General features: G+C 73.2%; 14 protein-coding genes. 4 read left to right on the forward strand and 10 right to left on the reverse strand.

Going from position 1 to position 12,347, the window contains the following annotated elements:
- Window positions 1–58 precede the first annotated feature (58 nt).
- The 3 genes from OG440_RS29870 to OG440_RS29880 all read right to left on the reverse strand — a co-directional run bounded on the left by OG440_RS29870 (window position 59) and on the right by OG440_RS29880 (window position 2,784).
- Window positions 59–1,273, reverse strand: a complete 1,215-nt coding sequence (locus tag OG440_RS29870; protein WP_406009871.1) for an acyl-CoA dehydrogenase family protein — start codon at window positions 1,271–1,273, stop codon at window positions 59–61.
- 5 nt (window positions 1,274–1,278) lie between these two features.
- Window positions 1,279–2,301 carry a phosphotransferase family protein gene (locus OG440_RS29875; protein ID WP_406009872.1) on the reverse strand — a complete coding sequence of 341 codons (1,023 nt, stop codon included), beginning with the start codon at window positions 2,299–2,301 and terminating at the stop codon, window positions 1,279–1,281.
- Window positions 2,302–2,487: 186 nt separating this feature from the next.
- The gene (locus OG440_RS29880; RefSeq protein WP_406009873.1) at window positions 2,488–2,784 is read right to left on the reverse strand and encodes a hypothetical protein; all 297 of its coding nucleotides are present in this window, start codon (window positions 2,782–2,784) and stop codon (window positions 2,488–2,490) included.
- 113 nt (window positions 2,785–2,897) lie between these two features.
- On the opposite strand from OG440_RS29880, the gene OG440_RS29885 reads away from it, so the two are divergent.
- Window positions 2,898–3,869: an NADP-dependent oxidoreductase gene (locus OG440_RS29885; protein ID WP_406009874.1), complete on the forward strand. Its 972-nt coding sequence runs from the start codon at window positions 2,898–2,900 to the stop codon at window positions 3,867–3,869.
- 25 nt (window positions 3,870–3,894) lie between these two features.
- Here the strand turns inward: OG440_RS29885 and OG440_RS29890 are convergent, their stop codons facing one another.
- The 4 genes from OG440_RS29890 to OG440_RS29905 form a co-directional block, all read right to left on the reverse strand.
- Window positions 3,895–4,233, reverse strand: coding sequence for a DUF202 domain-containing protein (locus OG440_RS29890; protein ID WP_406009875.1), 339 nt, complete (start codon window positions 4,231–4,233; stop codon window positions 3,895–3,897).
- Window positions 4,230–4,622, reverse strand: coding sequence for a YidH family protein (locus OG440_RS29895; RefSeq protein ID WP_406009876.1), 393 nt, complete (start codon window positions 4,620–4,622; stop codon window positions 4,230–4,232). The genes OG440_RS29890 and OG440_RS29895 overlap by 4 nt, the downstream gene beginning before the upstream one ends.
- Window positions 4,623–4,739: 117 nt before the next feature.
- Window positions 4,740–5,255, reverse strand: coding sequence for an NUDIX hydrolase (locus tag OG440_RS29900; RefSeq protein WP_406009877.1), 516 nt, complete (start codon window positions 5,253–5,255; stop codon window positions 4,740–4,742).
- A 39-nt stretch (window positions 5,256–5,294) separates the two neighbouring features.
- Window positions 5,295–6,188 carry a DMT family transporter gene (locus tag OG440_RS29905; protein ID WP_406009878.1) on the reverse strand — a complete coding sequence of 298 codons (894 nt, stop codon included), beginning with the start codon at window positions 6,186–6,188 and terminating at the stop codon, window positions 5,295–5,297.
- 403 nt (window positions 6,189–6,591) lie between these two features.
- On the opposite strand from OG440_RS29905, the gene OG440_RS29910 reads away from it, so the two are divergent.
- The 3 genes from OG440_RS29910 to OG440_RS29920 all read left to right on the forward strand — a co-directional run bounded on the left by OG440_RS29910 (window position 6,592) and on the right by OG440_RS29920 (window position 9,039).
- Window positions 6,592–7,587 (forward strand): hypothetical protein, encoded by a 996-nt coding sequence (locus tag OG440_RS29910; protein ID WP_406009879.1) that lies wholly within the window; start codon window positions 6,592–6,594, stop codon window positions 7,585–7,587.
- A 74-nt stretch (window positions 7,588–7,661) separates the two neighbouring features.
- Window positions 7,662–8,432 carry a molybdopterin-dependent oxidoreductase gene (locus OG440_RS29915; protein WP_406009880.1) on the forward strand — a complete coding sequence of 257 codons (771 nt, stop codon included), beginning with the start codon at window positions 7,662–7,664 and terminating at the stop codon, window positions 8,430–8,432.
- Window positions 8,416–9,039 carry a cytochrome b/b6 domain-containing protein gene (locus OG440_RS29920; protein WP_406009881.1) on the forward strand — a complete coding sequence of 208 codons (624 nt, stop codon included), beginning with the start codon at window positions 8,416–8,418 and terminating at the stop codon, window positions 9,037–9,039. Before OG440_RS29915 ends, OG440_RS29920 begins: the two co-directional genes overlap by 17 nt.
- Window positions 9,040–9,081: 42 nt before the next feature.
- Here OG440_RS29920 and OG440_RS29925 read toward each other — a convergent pair whose 3' ends face one another.
- From OG440_RS29925 to OG440_RS29935, 3 genes are read right to left on the reverse strand one after another with little or no spacing between them, the layout of a single operon-like run.
- A complete protein-coding gene (locus OG440_RS29925) occupies window positions 9,082–10,116 on the reverse strand; it encodes an L-idonate 5-dehydrogenase (RefSeq protein ID WP_406009882.1) in 1,035 nt (344 codons plus the stop codon).
- Between the two features lie 16 nt (window positions 10,117–10,132).
- Window positions 10,133–10,891, reverse strand: coding sequence for an SDR family oxidoreductase (locus tag OG440_RS29930; RefSeq protein WP_406009883.1), 759 nt, complete (start codon window positions 10,889–10,891; stop codon window positions 10,133–10,135).
- Between the two features lie 28 nt (window positions 10,892–10,919).
- On the reverse strand, window positions 10,920–12,317 hold the full coding sequence (locus OG440_RS29935; protein ID WP_406009884.1) for a gluconate:H+ symporter: 1,398 nt from the start codon (window positions 12,315–12,317) through the stop codon (window positions 10,920–10,922).
- Window positions 12,318–12,347 lie beyond the last annotated feature (30 nt).

The following is a 12,347-nucleotide window of genomic DNA, read 5'->3' on the forward strand; positions in this document are numbered from 1 at the left end:
GCCGGACAGGTAAGGGGCGGTCGCCATTGGCGACCGCCCCTTACCTGTGCCTGGATGCCTAGAGGTACTTCTTCAGTTCCCGTCGCGCCAGCGACCGCTGGTGGACCTCGTCCGGGCCGTCGGCGATCATCAGGGTGCGGGCGCCGGCGTACAGCTCGGCCAGGGGGAAGTCCTGGCTGACGCCGCCCGCGCCGTGCAGCTGGATCGCGCGGTCGAGGATGTCGACGACCGCACGCGGCGTCGCGATCTTGATGGCCTGGATCTCCGTGTGGGCGCCCCGGTTGCCGACCGTGTCCATCATCCACGCCGTCTTGAGGACCAGCAGCCGCAGCGACTCGACCGTCACGCGCGCGTCCGCGATCCAGTTGTGGACCACGCCCTGCTGGGCCAGCGCCTTGCCGAACGCGTCGCGGGAGACCGCCCGGCGGCACATCAGCTCGATCGCCCGCTCCGCCATGCCGATCAGCCGCATGCAGTGGTGGATGCGGCCCGGGCCGAGCCGGGCCTGGGCGATGGCGAAGCCGCCGCCCTCCTCGCCGATCAGGTTCGTCACCGGCACCCGTGCCCGGTCGAAGACCACCTCGGCGTGGCCGCCGTGGGAGTGGTCCTCGTAGCCGAACACCTTCATGGCGCGCCGGACGGTGACGCCCGGCGTGTCGCGCGGCACCAGGACCATGGACTGCTGACGGCGCGGGTCGGCGCCGTCCGGGTCCGTCTTGCCCATCACGATGAAGATCTTGCAGTCCGGGTTCATCGCCCCGGAGATGTACCACTTGCGACCGGTGATGACGTAGTCGTCGCCGTCCCGCTCGATCAGGGTGGTGATGTTGGTGGCGTCGGAGGAGGCCACCTCCGGCTCGGTCATCGCGAACGCCGAGCGGATCTCCCCGGCCAGCAGCGGCTCCAGCCACTGCTTCCGCTGGCGCTCGTCACCGAACTGGGCGAGCACCTCCATGTTCCCGGTGTCCGGGGCGGCGCAGTTCAGCGCCGTCGGCGCCAGCTGCGGGGAGCGGCCGGTGATCTCGGCCAGCGGCGCGTACTGGAGGTTCGTCAGACCGGCGCCGTGCTCGGCGTCGGGGAGGAACAGGTTCCACAGGCCCTGGCTGCGGGCCTGCTCCTTCAGCTCCTCGACGACGGCGGGGGTGTCCCACGGCGAGGCGAGCAGCGCGCGCTGCTCCTCGGCGACGGGCTCGGCCGGGTACACGTACTCGTCCATGAAGGCGAGCAGCTTGGCGCGGAGCTCCTCGGTGCGTGCGTCGAACGCGAAGTCCATGCGGGTCAGCCTTCCTGGAGGGTGGTCAGTCCGTGCTCGATGAAGACGGGGACGAGCTCCCCGATGCGGTCGAAGCCGCGCCCGACCGTCTGGCCCAGCGTGTACCGGTAGTGGATGCCCTCCAGGATCACGGCGAGCTTGAACCAGGCGAACGCCGTGTACCAGGAGACCGCCGAGACGTCGCGGCCCGAGCGGGCCGCGTAGCGCTCGATCAGCTCGGCCGGCGACGGATGCCCGGGGGCCGAGGCGGTCGTGGAGATGGGCGAGTTCGGCAGTGTCAGCGGCACGCTGTACATCACCAGCAGGCCCAGGTCGGTCAGCGGATCGCCGAGCGTGGACATCTCCCAGTCGAGGATCGCCCGGATCGTGTCGTCGGACCCGATCAGGACGTTGTCGAGCCGGTAGTCGCCGTGCACGACCGCCGGGGCGGGGGACTGCGGCATCCCACGGCCGAGCGTCGCGTGCAGCTCGTCGATCCCGGGCAGGTCGCGGCTGCGGGAGGCGTCCAGCTGCTTGCCCCAGCGGCGCAGTTGCCGGTCGAGGAAGCCCTCGGGCCGGCCGAAGTCGGCCAGGCCCACCGCGGCGGGGTCGACCGCGTGCAGCTCGACCAGCGTGTCCGCCAGCGAGAGCACCGCGTCCCGGGTGCGCCGCTCACCGAGCGGAGCGAGCTCGTCGGCGGTGCGGTAGGGGGTGCCCTCGACGAACTCCATGACGTAGAAGGGCGCGCCGAGCACTTCCTCGTCCTCGCACAGCAGCACCGGGCGCGGCACCGGCACGCTGGTCGGGTGCAGGGCGCTGATCACCCGGTGCTCGCGCCGCATGTCGTGCGCGGTGGCCAGGACGTGCCCGAGCGGAGGACGCCGCACGACCCAGCGCGCGACGCCGTCGGAGACCGCGTACGTGAGGTTCGACCGTCCGCCCTCGATCAGCCGGCCGGTGAGGGGGCCGCCGACCAGACCGGGACGCTCGCGCTCGAGCAGGGCGCGCAGGCGGTCGAGGTCGAGTCCGGGCGGGTGGTCGGGGCTCATGCGCGGCTCCTGCGGACGGGACGGGGAATCAGCATGAGCACTATGATGCCGACCGGTCGGTATGCCGTCCAGTGGTCGCGCCCAACGTGATCGGGGCCACGATAGGACGAGGGCTCCCCGGGCAGTACCCGGGGAGCCCTCGAAGAGCGGTTCTCGGCCCGTCCCGGCCGTCGTCCTCCGGACGCGTCAGTGGTCGTCCCAGTGGTCGTCGTGCTCGGCGTGCCGGTGCCCGTCGTGCAGGTAGTCCACGTGGTCGCCGTGCCGCACGCGCGCGTGCCCGCAGTCCTCGCCGTGCCGGTGCTCGTGTCCGGCGTGGGTCACATGCCCGCCCGGCTCGCACTCGTCCCAGTGGCCGCCGTGCTCCCGGTGCAGGTGTCCGTCGTGGACGTAGTCGACGTGGTCGCCGTGCCGCACCTCGGTGTGCCCGCAGTCCGGGCCGTGCGTGTGGGTGTGGGCGGAGTGCTCGAGATGGAGGGTGGTCATACTGCTCACCTTCGAAGCCGCGGGGTGATGACGTCGGACAGGCTGCCACGCGAACTGCGCATATCGGGTCATTCGGCTTGCGTGGCGCCCGGCTACCCCGGAGGGTCGGACCCATGAAGGCCATCAGCTACTCACGCTACGGCGGCCCCGAGACGCTCGTGTACGGGGACGTCCGCGAGCCCAAGATCGGTCCGGACTCGGTGCTGGTGAAGGTCCGGGCGGCGGCCGTGAACCCCGTCGACTGGAAGGCCCGCGAGGGCTATCTGGACCCGATGCTCGACGCCGTCTTCCCGGTGATCCCCGGGTGGGACGTCTGCGGGGTCGTCGTACAGCTCGGGGTGTCCGTCGCGGAGTACGCCGTCGGCGACGAGGTGATCGGCTACGTCCGCGAGGACTTCCTCTCCCGCGGCACCTTCGCCGAGTACGTCGGCGCTCCGGTGCGCACCCTGGCCCGTAAGCCGCGCAACCTCAGCTGGGAGGAGGCCGCGGGCCTGCCCCTGACCGGGCTCACCGCCTACCAGGTCCTCACCCAGGCCCTCCGGGTGAAGCGGGGCGAGACCGTACTCGTCCACGCGGCCGCGGGCGGCGTCGGCTCCATCGCGGTACAGCTCGCCCGCCACCTGGGGGCCCGGGTGATCGGTACGGCGAGCGAGGCCAACCACGACTTCGTACGCTCGCTGGGCGGCGAGCCCGTGACCTACGGGGAGGGGCTGTACGAACGGGTGCGCGGGCTGGCCCCCGAGGGCGTGGACGCGGTGTTCGACACGGTCGGCGGCGACACGCTGAGGGTCTCCGCCAACCTGCTGGCCCCGGAGGGACGCCTGGCGTCGATCGCCGACGGGGACGTCGTCGGGTACGGCGGCCGGTACTTCTGGGTGCGGCCCGACGCCGAGGACCTCACCCGGTTGTCGGAACTGGCCGAACAGGGCGTGGTGTCCGTGCACGTCTCCGAGACCTTCCCGCTGGAGCGGGCCGCGGACGCCTACCGGCTGAACGAACAGGGCCGCACCCGGGGCAAGATCGTGGTGACCGTGGACTGGGCGGAAGAGAGCGCGGAGAACGGCGCGGAGAACGGCGAGCGATGAGGCCGGCGGGGCCCCGGACACCGTCCTAGCCGACCACCAGAGCCGCCGCGCACACCGCCGTCGCCACCGCGCACAGGACCGCGGCGGTCGCATGCCGCGGGGCGAGGGCGGCCGGGCTCGCCGAGGCGGAGAGGGCGTGGATCCGGTGGTGCGCGAGCAGCAGGAAGGCCAGCCACAGGCCGCAGCACAGCCCGCAGGCGACGATCCCGGACACCGACACCCCGCCGTGCAGCGTCGCCTTCACGGCGAGTACGGCGGCCACCGTGCTCGCCAGCGTGGTGCGCCGCCAGGCGAGCCGGGTCCGCTCGGGCTGAAGGCCGGGGTCACGCGCCGGCCGGGGCTGGTCGCCGGACCGGTCGCTCATCCCTCCCACCCCACCAGCACCATGACGGCCATCGCCAGCGCCACCACCGCGACCAGCACGCCCAGCAGCGCCGGAAAGCGGGACGCGGGCAGGTCCTCGCCCCGGCGCATCGCCCGCTCGCAGCGCATCCAGTGGTTGACCGCGCGCAGGGAGCACAGCACGCCCGCGGCCAGCAGCGCGAGCGCGAGCCCGACCCGCCAGCCCCAGCGCAGATCCGGCAGGAACTGGTCCACCGCGAAGCCCCCGCCGATCAGCGCGAGCGCGGTGCGCAGCCAGGCGAGGAACGTGCGCTCGTTCGCCAGCGAGAACCGGTAGTCGGGTGTGTGACCCTCCTCCCGGACCTGCTCGGGGGCGAACCACAACCGGACGTTCCGTACGAACTCGATCACCCGCAGGACCCTACCCGCCGACCGCCGACCGCCGACCGCCGACCGCCGACCGCCGACCGCCGACCGCCGACCGCCCGGCTCCCGGTGCCCGCCGCAGACGTACCCGCCCCGCCCCGCTCAGCCGGTCGCCCGGTGCGCCTTCAGCCGCTCGTAGGCCGCCAGGCCGTCCGGCACCCACTCCCAGACGGAAAGCCGCCGCTCGACCTCCTCCTCCGGGAGGAAGTCGTGCCAGGCCACCTCCTCCACCTGGGGGTGCACCGGCAGGTCGCAGCGCACCTCGTACACGGCCGACCACCAGCTCCCGGCCGCTCCGCCGTCGTACAGGAACTTGAACACGAACTCCGGGCGGGGCAGGCCGCTCACCCCCAGCTCCTCCTCGGCCTCGCGCAGCGCGGCGTCGTCGTAGGTCTCGCCCGCGCCGACCACCCCGCCGACGAACATGTCGTACAGCGAGGGGAAGACCAGCTTGGTCGGGGTGCGGCGGTGGACGAAGACGCGGCCCTCGGCGTCCCTGGCCCGGACGAAGACGCAGCGGTGACGCAGCCCCTCGGCGTACACGTGCCCGCGCGGGAACCGTCCGACCACCCGGTCGTTCTCGTCGACGATGTCGAGGATCTCGTCAGCAGCGCTCATGGGGCCCATCCAAGCAGCCCCCGCCGGCGGCGCCGGCGGCTACTGGGGCTGGAGGTCCGGGACCCGCTCCCGCGGCGCCGTGCCGCGCGGCATCGCCGGGTGCAGTCCGAGGAGCACGATGCCCGCGACGATCGCCGCCAGCCCCGCTGCCTCCCAGGCCAGCGCGCCGGTGTCGGTGCGCAGCCGGTCGCCGAGGAAGCCGACCCCGCAGATGATCCCCGCGAGGGGCTGCGCCGCGGTCAGCGCGGGCAGCGACATCCGCAGGGGCGCCGTCTCGAACGCGCTCTGGACGAGCACGAGGCCGGTCACGCCGAGGGCGAGCACCGCGTACGGCTGCCAGCCGGTCAGCAGCTCGCCGAGGCCGCCCGCGCCGAACCGCTGCCCGCTGACCCTGGTCAGCGCGTCCTGGACGCCGTACAGCAGGCCGGCCGCGAGGGACAGCAGCACCGGGCCGGAACTCAGCCGGGAGCGTTTGGCGTACGTGGTGAGCAGCAGGGCCACTCCGACCATCACCCCGATGATCAGCCAGTGCCGCAGCGGATCCGAGACCGCGTTACCGCCGCGGGGCTCGCCCGCCACGATGAAGGTGGTCACACCGCCGGCCAGCAGGACCAGGCCCGCCCAGCCCTGGCGGCCCAGCGACTGTTTCGTCTGATGCCGGGAGAGGGCGAGAGCGAACAGCAGATTGGTCGCGAGCAGCGGCTCCACCAGGGAGATCTCGCCCTGTCCGAGCGCCACCGCGCCCAGCGCCATGCCCGCCACCATGAGGCCGATGCCGCCCAGCCAGCGCGGCACCTTCATCAGGTCGAGCAGCAGCCGTGGTGAGAGGAAGTCGCCGAGCGGTGCCCGCTGGGCCGCGTTCTGCTGGAGTACGAACCCGAAGCCCAGGCAGCAGGCGGCGCTCACGGCGAGAACCAGAACCAGAACCGACACGCTGCCTACCTCGATCATCCGGTCGGACCACGGACGGGATGCGTAGTGGCCGACTGTAGCGTCCCAGCGCACTCGGCGCCTCGAGTACCCGGGACCGGGCGGTTGACTCGGCCGCGGCACCCGGGAGGGGAGCCGGGGGTGCGGGGGCGGCCCTACGGCCATGGTGTGGGCTCCGGCCGGGCCGCGCCATGGCGTACGCCACACAGGGGTGCCGCGACACCCGGGGCACGGGGTCCCACCAGCGGCGCTCCGCCCCGGGAATTTGCCCGCCGGGGGGCGGCCGCCGTCCGTCGCCCCGTCCCGACCCTTGACGGTGACTGCTCCCTAGGGATTGGCTGTGCGTGATCGGCCGATCGCAGGCCGGTGCCAGAGCCGCCGCCGAGGAAGACGAGGAAGTCGCGCGGTGCCCTTACCCCCGCCCCCTCCCGGCCGCGATCACGCGCCCGACCTCCGGACCCCCGGCCCGTCCCCGGGCGACACCCCGCTCGGCCTCGCCCGGACCCCGGACCCGTCCCTGGACGACACCGCCCTCGGCCTCGCCCGAGCCGCGCTGGCGCAGGGCCGTCGGCAGCCCGCCCGCTCTCTGCTGGCCCGGACCGGCAGCGACTGGGACCGACGCGCACACCGGACGGCGGTCCTCGCTCTGGAGCCCGGTGCGGCCGCCCGGGCCCGCGAGTGGCTGCTCGCCGAACCCGGCAGCGTCGACGCCGCCGTCCTGCTCGCGCTGGCCGAGGTCCGCCGGACCCTGCGCGGCGAGGAGGACGCGGCGGTCGCCCGAGCGACGTGCCGTTCGGCCGCCGCGCTCGCCCCCGCCGACCCCACCCCCTGGCTCGGCCTGCTCCAGCTGGAACGGGACGGCGGGGCGGAGGCCGTGCGGATCTTCGAGGAGGTCCGGTCCCGGCACCGCGACCACCACCACGCGCACCACCTCATGGTCGCGCGGCTCGCCGAGCGCCGCCCGGACGGTGGCCCGGACCCGCTGCACGAGGTGTACGAGTTCGCCGCCTGGGCCGCCGAACAGGCCCCCGCGGACTCCCCGCTGGCGATCCTCCCGGTCGTCGCGCACGCCGAGCGGTACCGCGTCCTGGCCGCCCACGGCTTCGCGCCCGCCGACCCCGCCGCCTCCGGGCACTGGCGGGACGACCGGACCCGGGGCGTGATGAAGGCCGCCTTCGACTGGTGGCTGGAGTGGGAGCACGACGACCATCCCCGCCACCTGATCGACCTGAACTTCCTCGCCCACGCCAAGGTCCTGGAGGGCCGCGGCGCCGAGGCGGCCGCCCTCTTCGACCGCATCGGCCGGCACGCCACCCCCCGACCCTGGTCCTACCCGGACCGCGACCCCCACCAGGCCTTCCGCACGGCCCGTGCCACCGCGCTCGGTCCGAGAGCCGGGTAAGAAGTGATGACGGAAGTCTGACGGCCACTCGGGATCACTGGCTCCGATGGGCCCCCGAGTGCTCGAATGGAGGAGTGAACCCCGAACCATCCGAGCCGGCCGAGACATCCGAGGCACCCGGTCCGGACGCGGCACCCGCGGAACGTGGCACGCCCGTCGGCCGGCGGGTCTTCCTCGGCACGCTCGCCCTCGGCGCCCTGGGAGTCGTCGCGGCGCCCCCGCTCCAGCGCGGCATGGAGGCCTTCCTCGGCAGTGCCGCCGACAAGGACCCGACCGGCCTCACCGGTCTGCTCCCCAACGGCGGCGGCTTCCGCTACTACTCGGTGACGTCCTCGGTCCCGCACAAGAGCGCGGCGAACTACCGCCTCACCGTGGACGGCCTCGTCGACCGGCCCGCGACCTACACCCTGGCCGACCTCAAAGCCCTGCCCCAGACCCGGATGATCAAGGACGTCCAGTGCGTCACCGGCTGGCGGGTGCCGGGCACCCCCTTCGAGGGGGTCCGGCTGTCCGCCCTGCTCGACGCCGCCGGAGTCCGCGCCGAGGCCGGGGCGATCCGCTTCACCTGCTTCGACGGCGCCTACACCGAGAGCCTCACCCTCGCCCAGGCCCGTCGCGCCGACGTCCTGGTCGCCCTGCGCATGCAGGACAAGGACCTCGGCCACGACCACGGCGGCCCCGTCCGCCTCTACGTGGCGCCCATGTACTTCTACAAGTCCGCCAAGTGGCTCTCCGGCATCACCGTCACCGAGAAGGTGAAGCCCGGCTACTGGGAGGAGCGTGGCTACGACGTCGACGCCTGGGTCGGCCGCTCGAACGGACGGGACGATGACCCTACGAGCTGAGGCGCCGCCGGCGACCACGGAGATCCCCCGCTTCACCCGCGCCGAACGGTGGGTGCACCGCACCACGGGCCTGCTGATGGGCGTGTGCGTGGTCACGGCCGCCGTCCTGTACATCCCCGAGTTCGCCCAGCTCGTGGGCCGCCGCGAACTGGTGGTCCGCGTCCACGAGTGGGCGGGCCTGGCGCTGCCCGTCCCGGTCCTGGCGGGCCTCGCCTCCCGCGCCTTCCGCGCCGACCTGCGCCACCTCAACCGCTTCGGCCCCCACGACCGCCGCTGGCTGCGCGCCGCCCTGCGCCGGGACAAGCGCCGCCTGTCGCGTCCGGCGGCCAAGTTCAACGCCGGACAGAAGATCTACGCGGCCTGGATCGCCGGGGCGACCCTGGTGATGGTGGGCACGGGCCTGCTCATGTGGTTCACCCACCTCACCCCGATCATGTGGCGCACCAGCGCGACCTTCGTCCACGACTGGCTCGCCCTCACGATCGGCGTCGTCCTGGCGGGCCACATCGGCATGGCCCTCGGCGATCCGGAAGCTCGCCGCGGGATGCGCACGGGCTCGGTGACCCGGGAATGGGCGCAGCGGGAACACCGCCTGTGGCGCCCCTAGCCGAAGCCCGGGAACCCTGATCTCACTCCCGAAGTCCGCCGCTCACCTTCCGAAGTCCAGCAGGACCTTGCAGGAGCGTGCGCGGTCCGCGGCGAGCGCGAACGCCGACTCCGCGTCCCGGACCGGGACCACCGCGCTGATCAGGGCGTCGAACGCGGGCTCGGCCGCGAGCAGCCGCAGCGCCGCGTCGAACTCCGTGTCGAAGCGGAACGCCCCGCGCAGCTCGATCTCCCGGCTCACCACCAGATTCCCGGCGAACGGACTTCGCCCCGGCGGCAGCATGCCCAGCTGCACGACGACCCCGCCGCGCCGCACCAGCCGCAGGCAGCTGTCGAGACCGGCGGCGACCCCGGACGCCTCGACGGCCACGTCCACCTCCGACGGCCACCCGGGATCCGCCGGGTCCTCTGCTTGTACGAGGGTGTCGGCGCCCACGGCACCGGCATGGCCGAGCGCGGTGGGCAGCAGGTCGGTCACGGTCACCCGGGCCGCGCCGGCCGCCTTCGCCGCCGCGACCACCAGACAGCCGATGGGCCCGGCGCCGGTGACCAGGACGTGCCGTCCGGCCACCGGTCCGGCCCGCCCCACGGCGTGCAGCGCCACGGCCAGCGGCTCGGCGAGCGCGGCCCGACGCGGCCCGAGCCCGCCCGGGAGCGGCCGCAGCTGCTCGACGGGGACGACGATCTCGCCCGCGAAGCCGCCCTGTACGTGCGGTGTCCGGGCCGCGCTGCCGAGGTAGCGGGTGTCCCGGCAGACATGGCGCCGCCCGTCCGCGCACTCCGGGCAGACCCCGCACGGGGTGGCCGGGTGCACGGCGACCGGCGTACCGGCGGGGGGACGCGCGGGGGAGGGGGTGGCGGAGCCGTACGCGACGACCGTCCCCACCACCTCGTGCCCCGGCACCATCGGCTCCTTCAGACGGAAGTCACCGACCCCGCCGTGCCGCCAGTAGTGCAGGTCCGAGCCGCAGACCCCGCCGTAGCGGACGGCGACGAGCGCCTGGCCCGGTCCTGGCACCGGCGACGCCAGCTCCTCGACGCGCAGGTCGCCCTGACCGTGGATCACACAACCGAGCATTCCGCGTCACGCCCCTTCAGAGCACACTCGTCATACCGCCGTCGACGTACAGCACCTGCCCGCTGACGAAGTCCGCGGCGGGCGAGGCGAGGAACAGCACCCCGCCCACCAGGTCCTCGGTGCGGCCCCACCGTCCGGCCGGGGTGCGGCGCCGCACCCACGCGCTGAACTCCTCGTCCCGCACCAGGGGTTCGGTCAGCTCGGTCTCGATGTAGCCGGGACCGAGCCCGTTGACCTGGACGCCGTACGGCCCCCAGTCCGCGCACATGCCCTTGGTCAGCATCTTCAGCGCGCCCTTGGTGGCCGCGTAGGGCGCGATGCCCGGGCGGGCCACCTCGCTCTGGAGCGAGCAGATGTTGACGATCTTCCCGTGGCCGCGTGCCGTCATCCCGCGGGCGGCCTCCCGGCCCACCAGGAACGCGCTGGTGAGGTTGGTGTCCAGCAGCCGGTGCCAGTCGGAGTCGGCGAACTCCAGGAGCGGGGCGCGCAGTTGCATGCCCGCGTTGTTGACCAGGATGTCGAGCGGGCCGACCCGCTCCTCGATCTCGGCCACCCCGGCCCGCACCGAGGGGCCGTCGGTGACGTCGAACACGCTCGTGCGCACCTCGCCGGGCAGACCGGCGGCCGCCCGTTCGAGACGGTCCGCGTCGCGCCCGTTGAGGACCACCGTGCAGCCGGCCTCGGCGAGGCCCCGGGCCAGCGCGAGACCGATGCCCCGGCTGGAGCCGGTGACCAGGGCGGTCCGGCCGCCGATGTCGAACAGGGGGTGACTCATCGCGTACTCCTTCCTGCCCGCGGTGCCGCTAGATGACCAGGGAGAGGAGCAGGACCAGTCCGCCGGCGACCACGGAGATGATGGTCTCCATGACCGACCAGGTCTTGACGTTCTGGCCGACGGTGAGCCCGAAGTACTCCTTCACCAGCCAGAAGCCCGCGTCGTTGACATGGCTGAAGAACAGCGAGCCGGCGCCTATGGCGAGGACCAGCAGGGCGGTGTGCGTGGTCGACATGTCGGCCGCGAGCGGCGCGACGAGGCCGGCCGCCGAGATCGTCGCCACGGTCGCCGAACCGGTCGCCAGCCGGATGGTCACCGCGATCAGCCAGGCCAGCAGCAGCGCCGGGATCGACCAGTCCTCGGAGATGTCCAGGACCATCTGTCCCACGCCGCAGTCGATCAGCGTCTGCTTGAAACCGCCGCCCGCGCCGACGATCAGCAGGATGCCCGCGATGGGCGCGAGGCCCTTCTCGACCAGCCCCGAGATCCGGTCCTTGGCGAACCCGGCGGGCCTCAACAGGGTGAAGATGCCGACGAGTACGGCGGTGAGCAGCGCGATCAGCGGCGAACCGACGACGTCGAAGACGCGCTGGACGGTGTGCTCGGGGTCGTCCACCACGATGTCGACCAGTGCCTTGGAGAGCATGAGCACGACGGGCAGCAGGATGGTGGCGAGGGTGGCGCCGAAGCCGGGCCGCTTCTCCAGGTCCTCGGAGGCTCGCTGCGCAATCATGCGGTCGGGGGCGGGGACGTCGACCCAGCGGGCGGCGACGCGCGAGAACAGCGGACCCGCGACGACGACCGTCGGGACGGCGATGAGCACGCCGAGCGCCAGGGTGACGCCCAGGTTGGCGCCGACCGCGTCGATCGCGACCAGCGGACCGGGGTGCGGCGGGACCAGTCCGTGCATCACCGACAGACCTGCCAGCGCCGGGATGCCGATCCGCATGAGCGAGTAGTTGCCCCGCTTGGCGACCATCAGCACGACGGGGATCAGCAGCACCACGCCGACCTCGAAGAACAGCGGCAGGCCGATGACGGAGGCGATCAGCACCATCGCCCACGGCATCGAGCGACCGCCCGCCCTGGCGAGGATCGTGTCCACGATCTGGTCGGCGCCGCCGGAGTCCGCGAGCATCTTGCCGAGGATCGCGCCGAGCGCGATCAGCACGCCCACTCCGGCGACGGTGGCGCCGAGCCCGGTGGTGAACGAGGCGATGGCCTTGTCGAGCGGCGCCCCGGCGAACGCGCCGAGCGCGAGCGAGCCGATGGTCAGCGCCAGGAAGGCGTGGAGCTTGAACTGGGTGATGAGCAGGACGATCACGGCGATGCCCGCCAGAACGGCGATGCCCAGCTGCGCGTGGCCGGCCGAGGTGATCGGCTCGACGGTGTCCGCTGCCAGCATCTCGACACTGAGTCTGGTCACGGGTGAATCCCTTTGCAGATATGGGAGGGG

The organism is Streptomyces sp. NBC_00637 (genome assembly GCF_045161545.1).
Lineage (GTDB): Bacteria > Actinomycetota > Actinomycetes > Streptomycetales > Streptomycetaceae > Streptomyces.

Bases quoted from the DNA above. Each gene is read 5' to 3' on its own strand.
- OG440_RS29880 (WP_406009873.1), bottom strand. From the start codon at position 2,784: ATGACCACCCTCCATCTCGAGCACTCCGCCCACACCCACACGCACGGC.
- OG440_RS29870 (WP_406009871.1), bottom strand. From the start codon at position 1,273: ATGGACTTCGCGTTCGACGCACGCACCGAGGAGCTCCGCGCCAAGCTG.
- OG440_RS29930 (WP_406009883.1), bottom strand. From the start codon at position 10,891: ATGAGTCACCCCCTGTTCGACATCGGCGGCCGGACCGCCCTGGTCACC.
- OG440_RS29900 (WP_406009877.1), bottom strand. From the start codon at position 5,255: ATGAGCGCTGCTGACGAGATCCTCGACATCGTCGACGAGAACGACCGG.
- OG440_RS29890 (WP_406009875.1), bottom strand. From the start codon at position 4,233: ATGAGCGACCGGTCCGGCGACCAGCCCCGGCCGGCGCGTGACCCCGGC.
- OG440_RS29875 (WP_406009872.1), bottom strand. From the start codon at position 2,301: ATGAGCCCCGACCACCCGCCCGGACTCGACCTCGACCGCCTGCGCGCC.
- OG440_RS29920 (WP_406009881.1), top strand. From the start codon at position 8,416: ATGACCCTACGAGCTGAGGCGCCGCCGGCGACCACGGAGATCCCCCGC.
- OG440_RS29925 (WP_406009882.1), bottom strand. From the start codon at position 10,116: ATGCTCGGTTGTGTGATCCACGGTCAGGGCGACCTGCGCGTCGAGGAG.
- OG440_RS29885 (WP_406009874.1), top strand. From the start codon at position 2,898: ATGAAGGCCATCAGCTACTCACGCTACGGCGGCCCCGAGACGCTCGTG.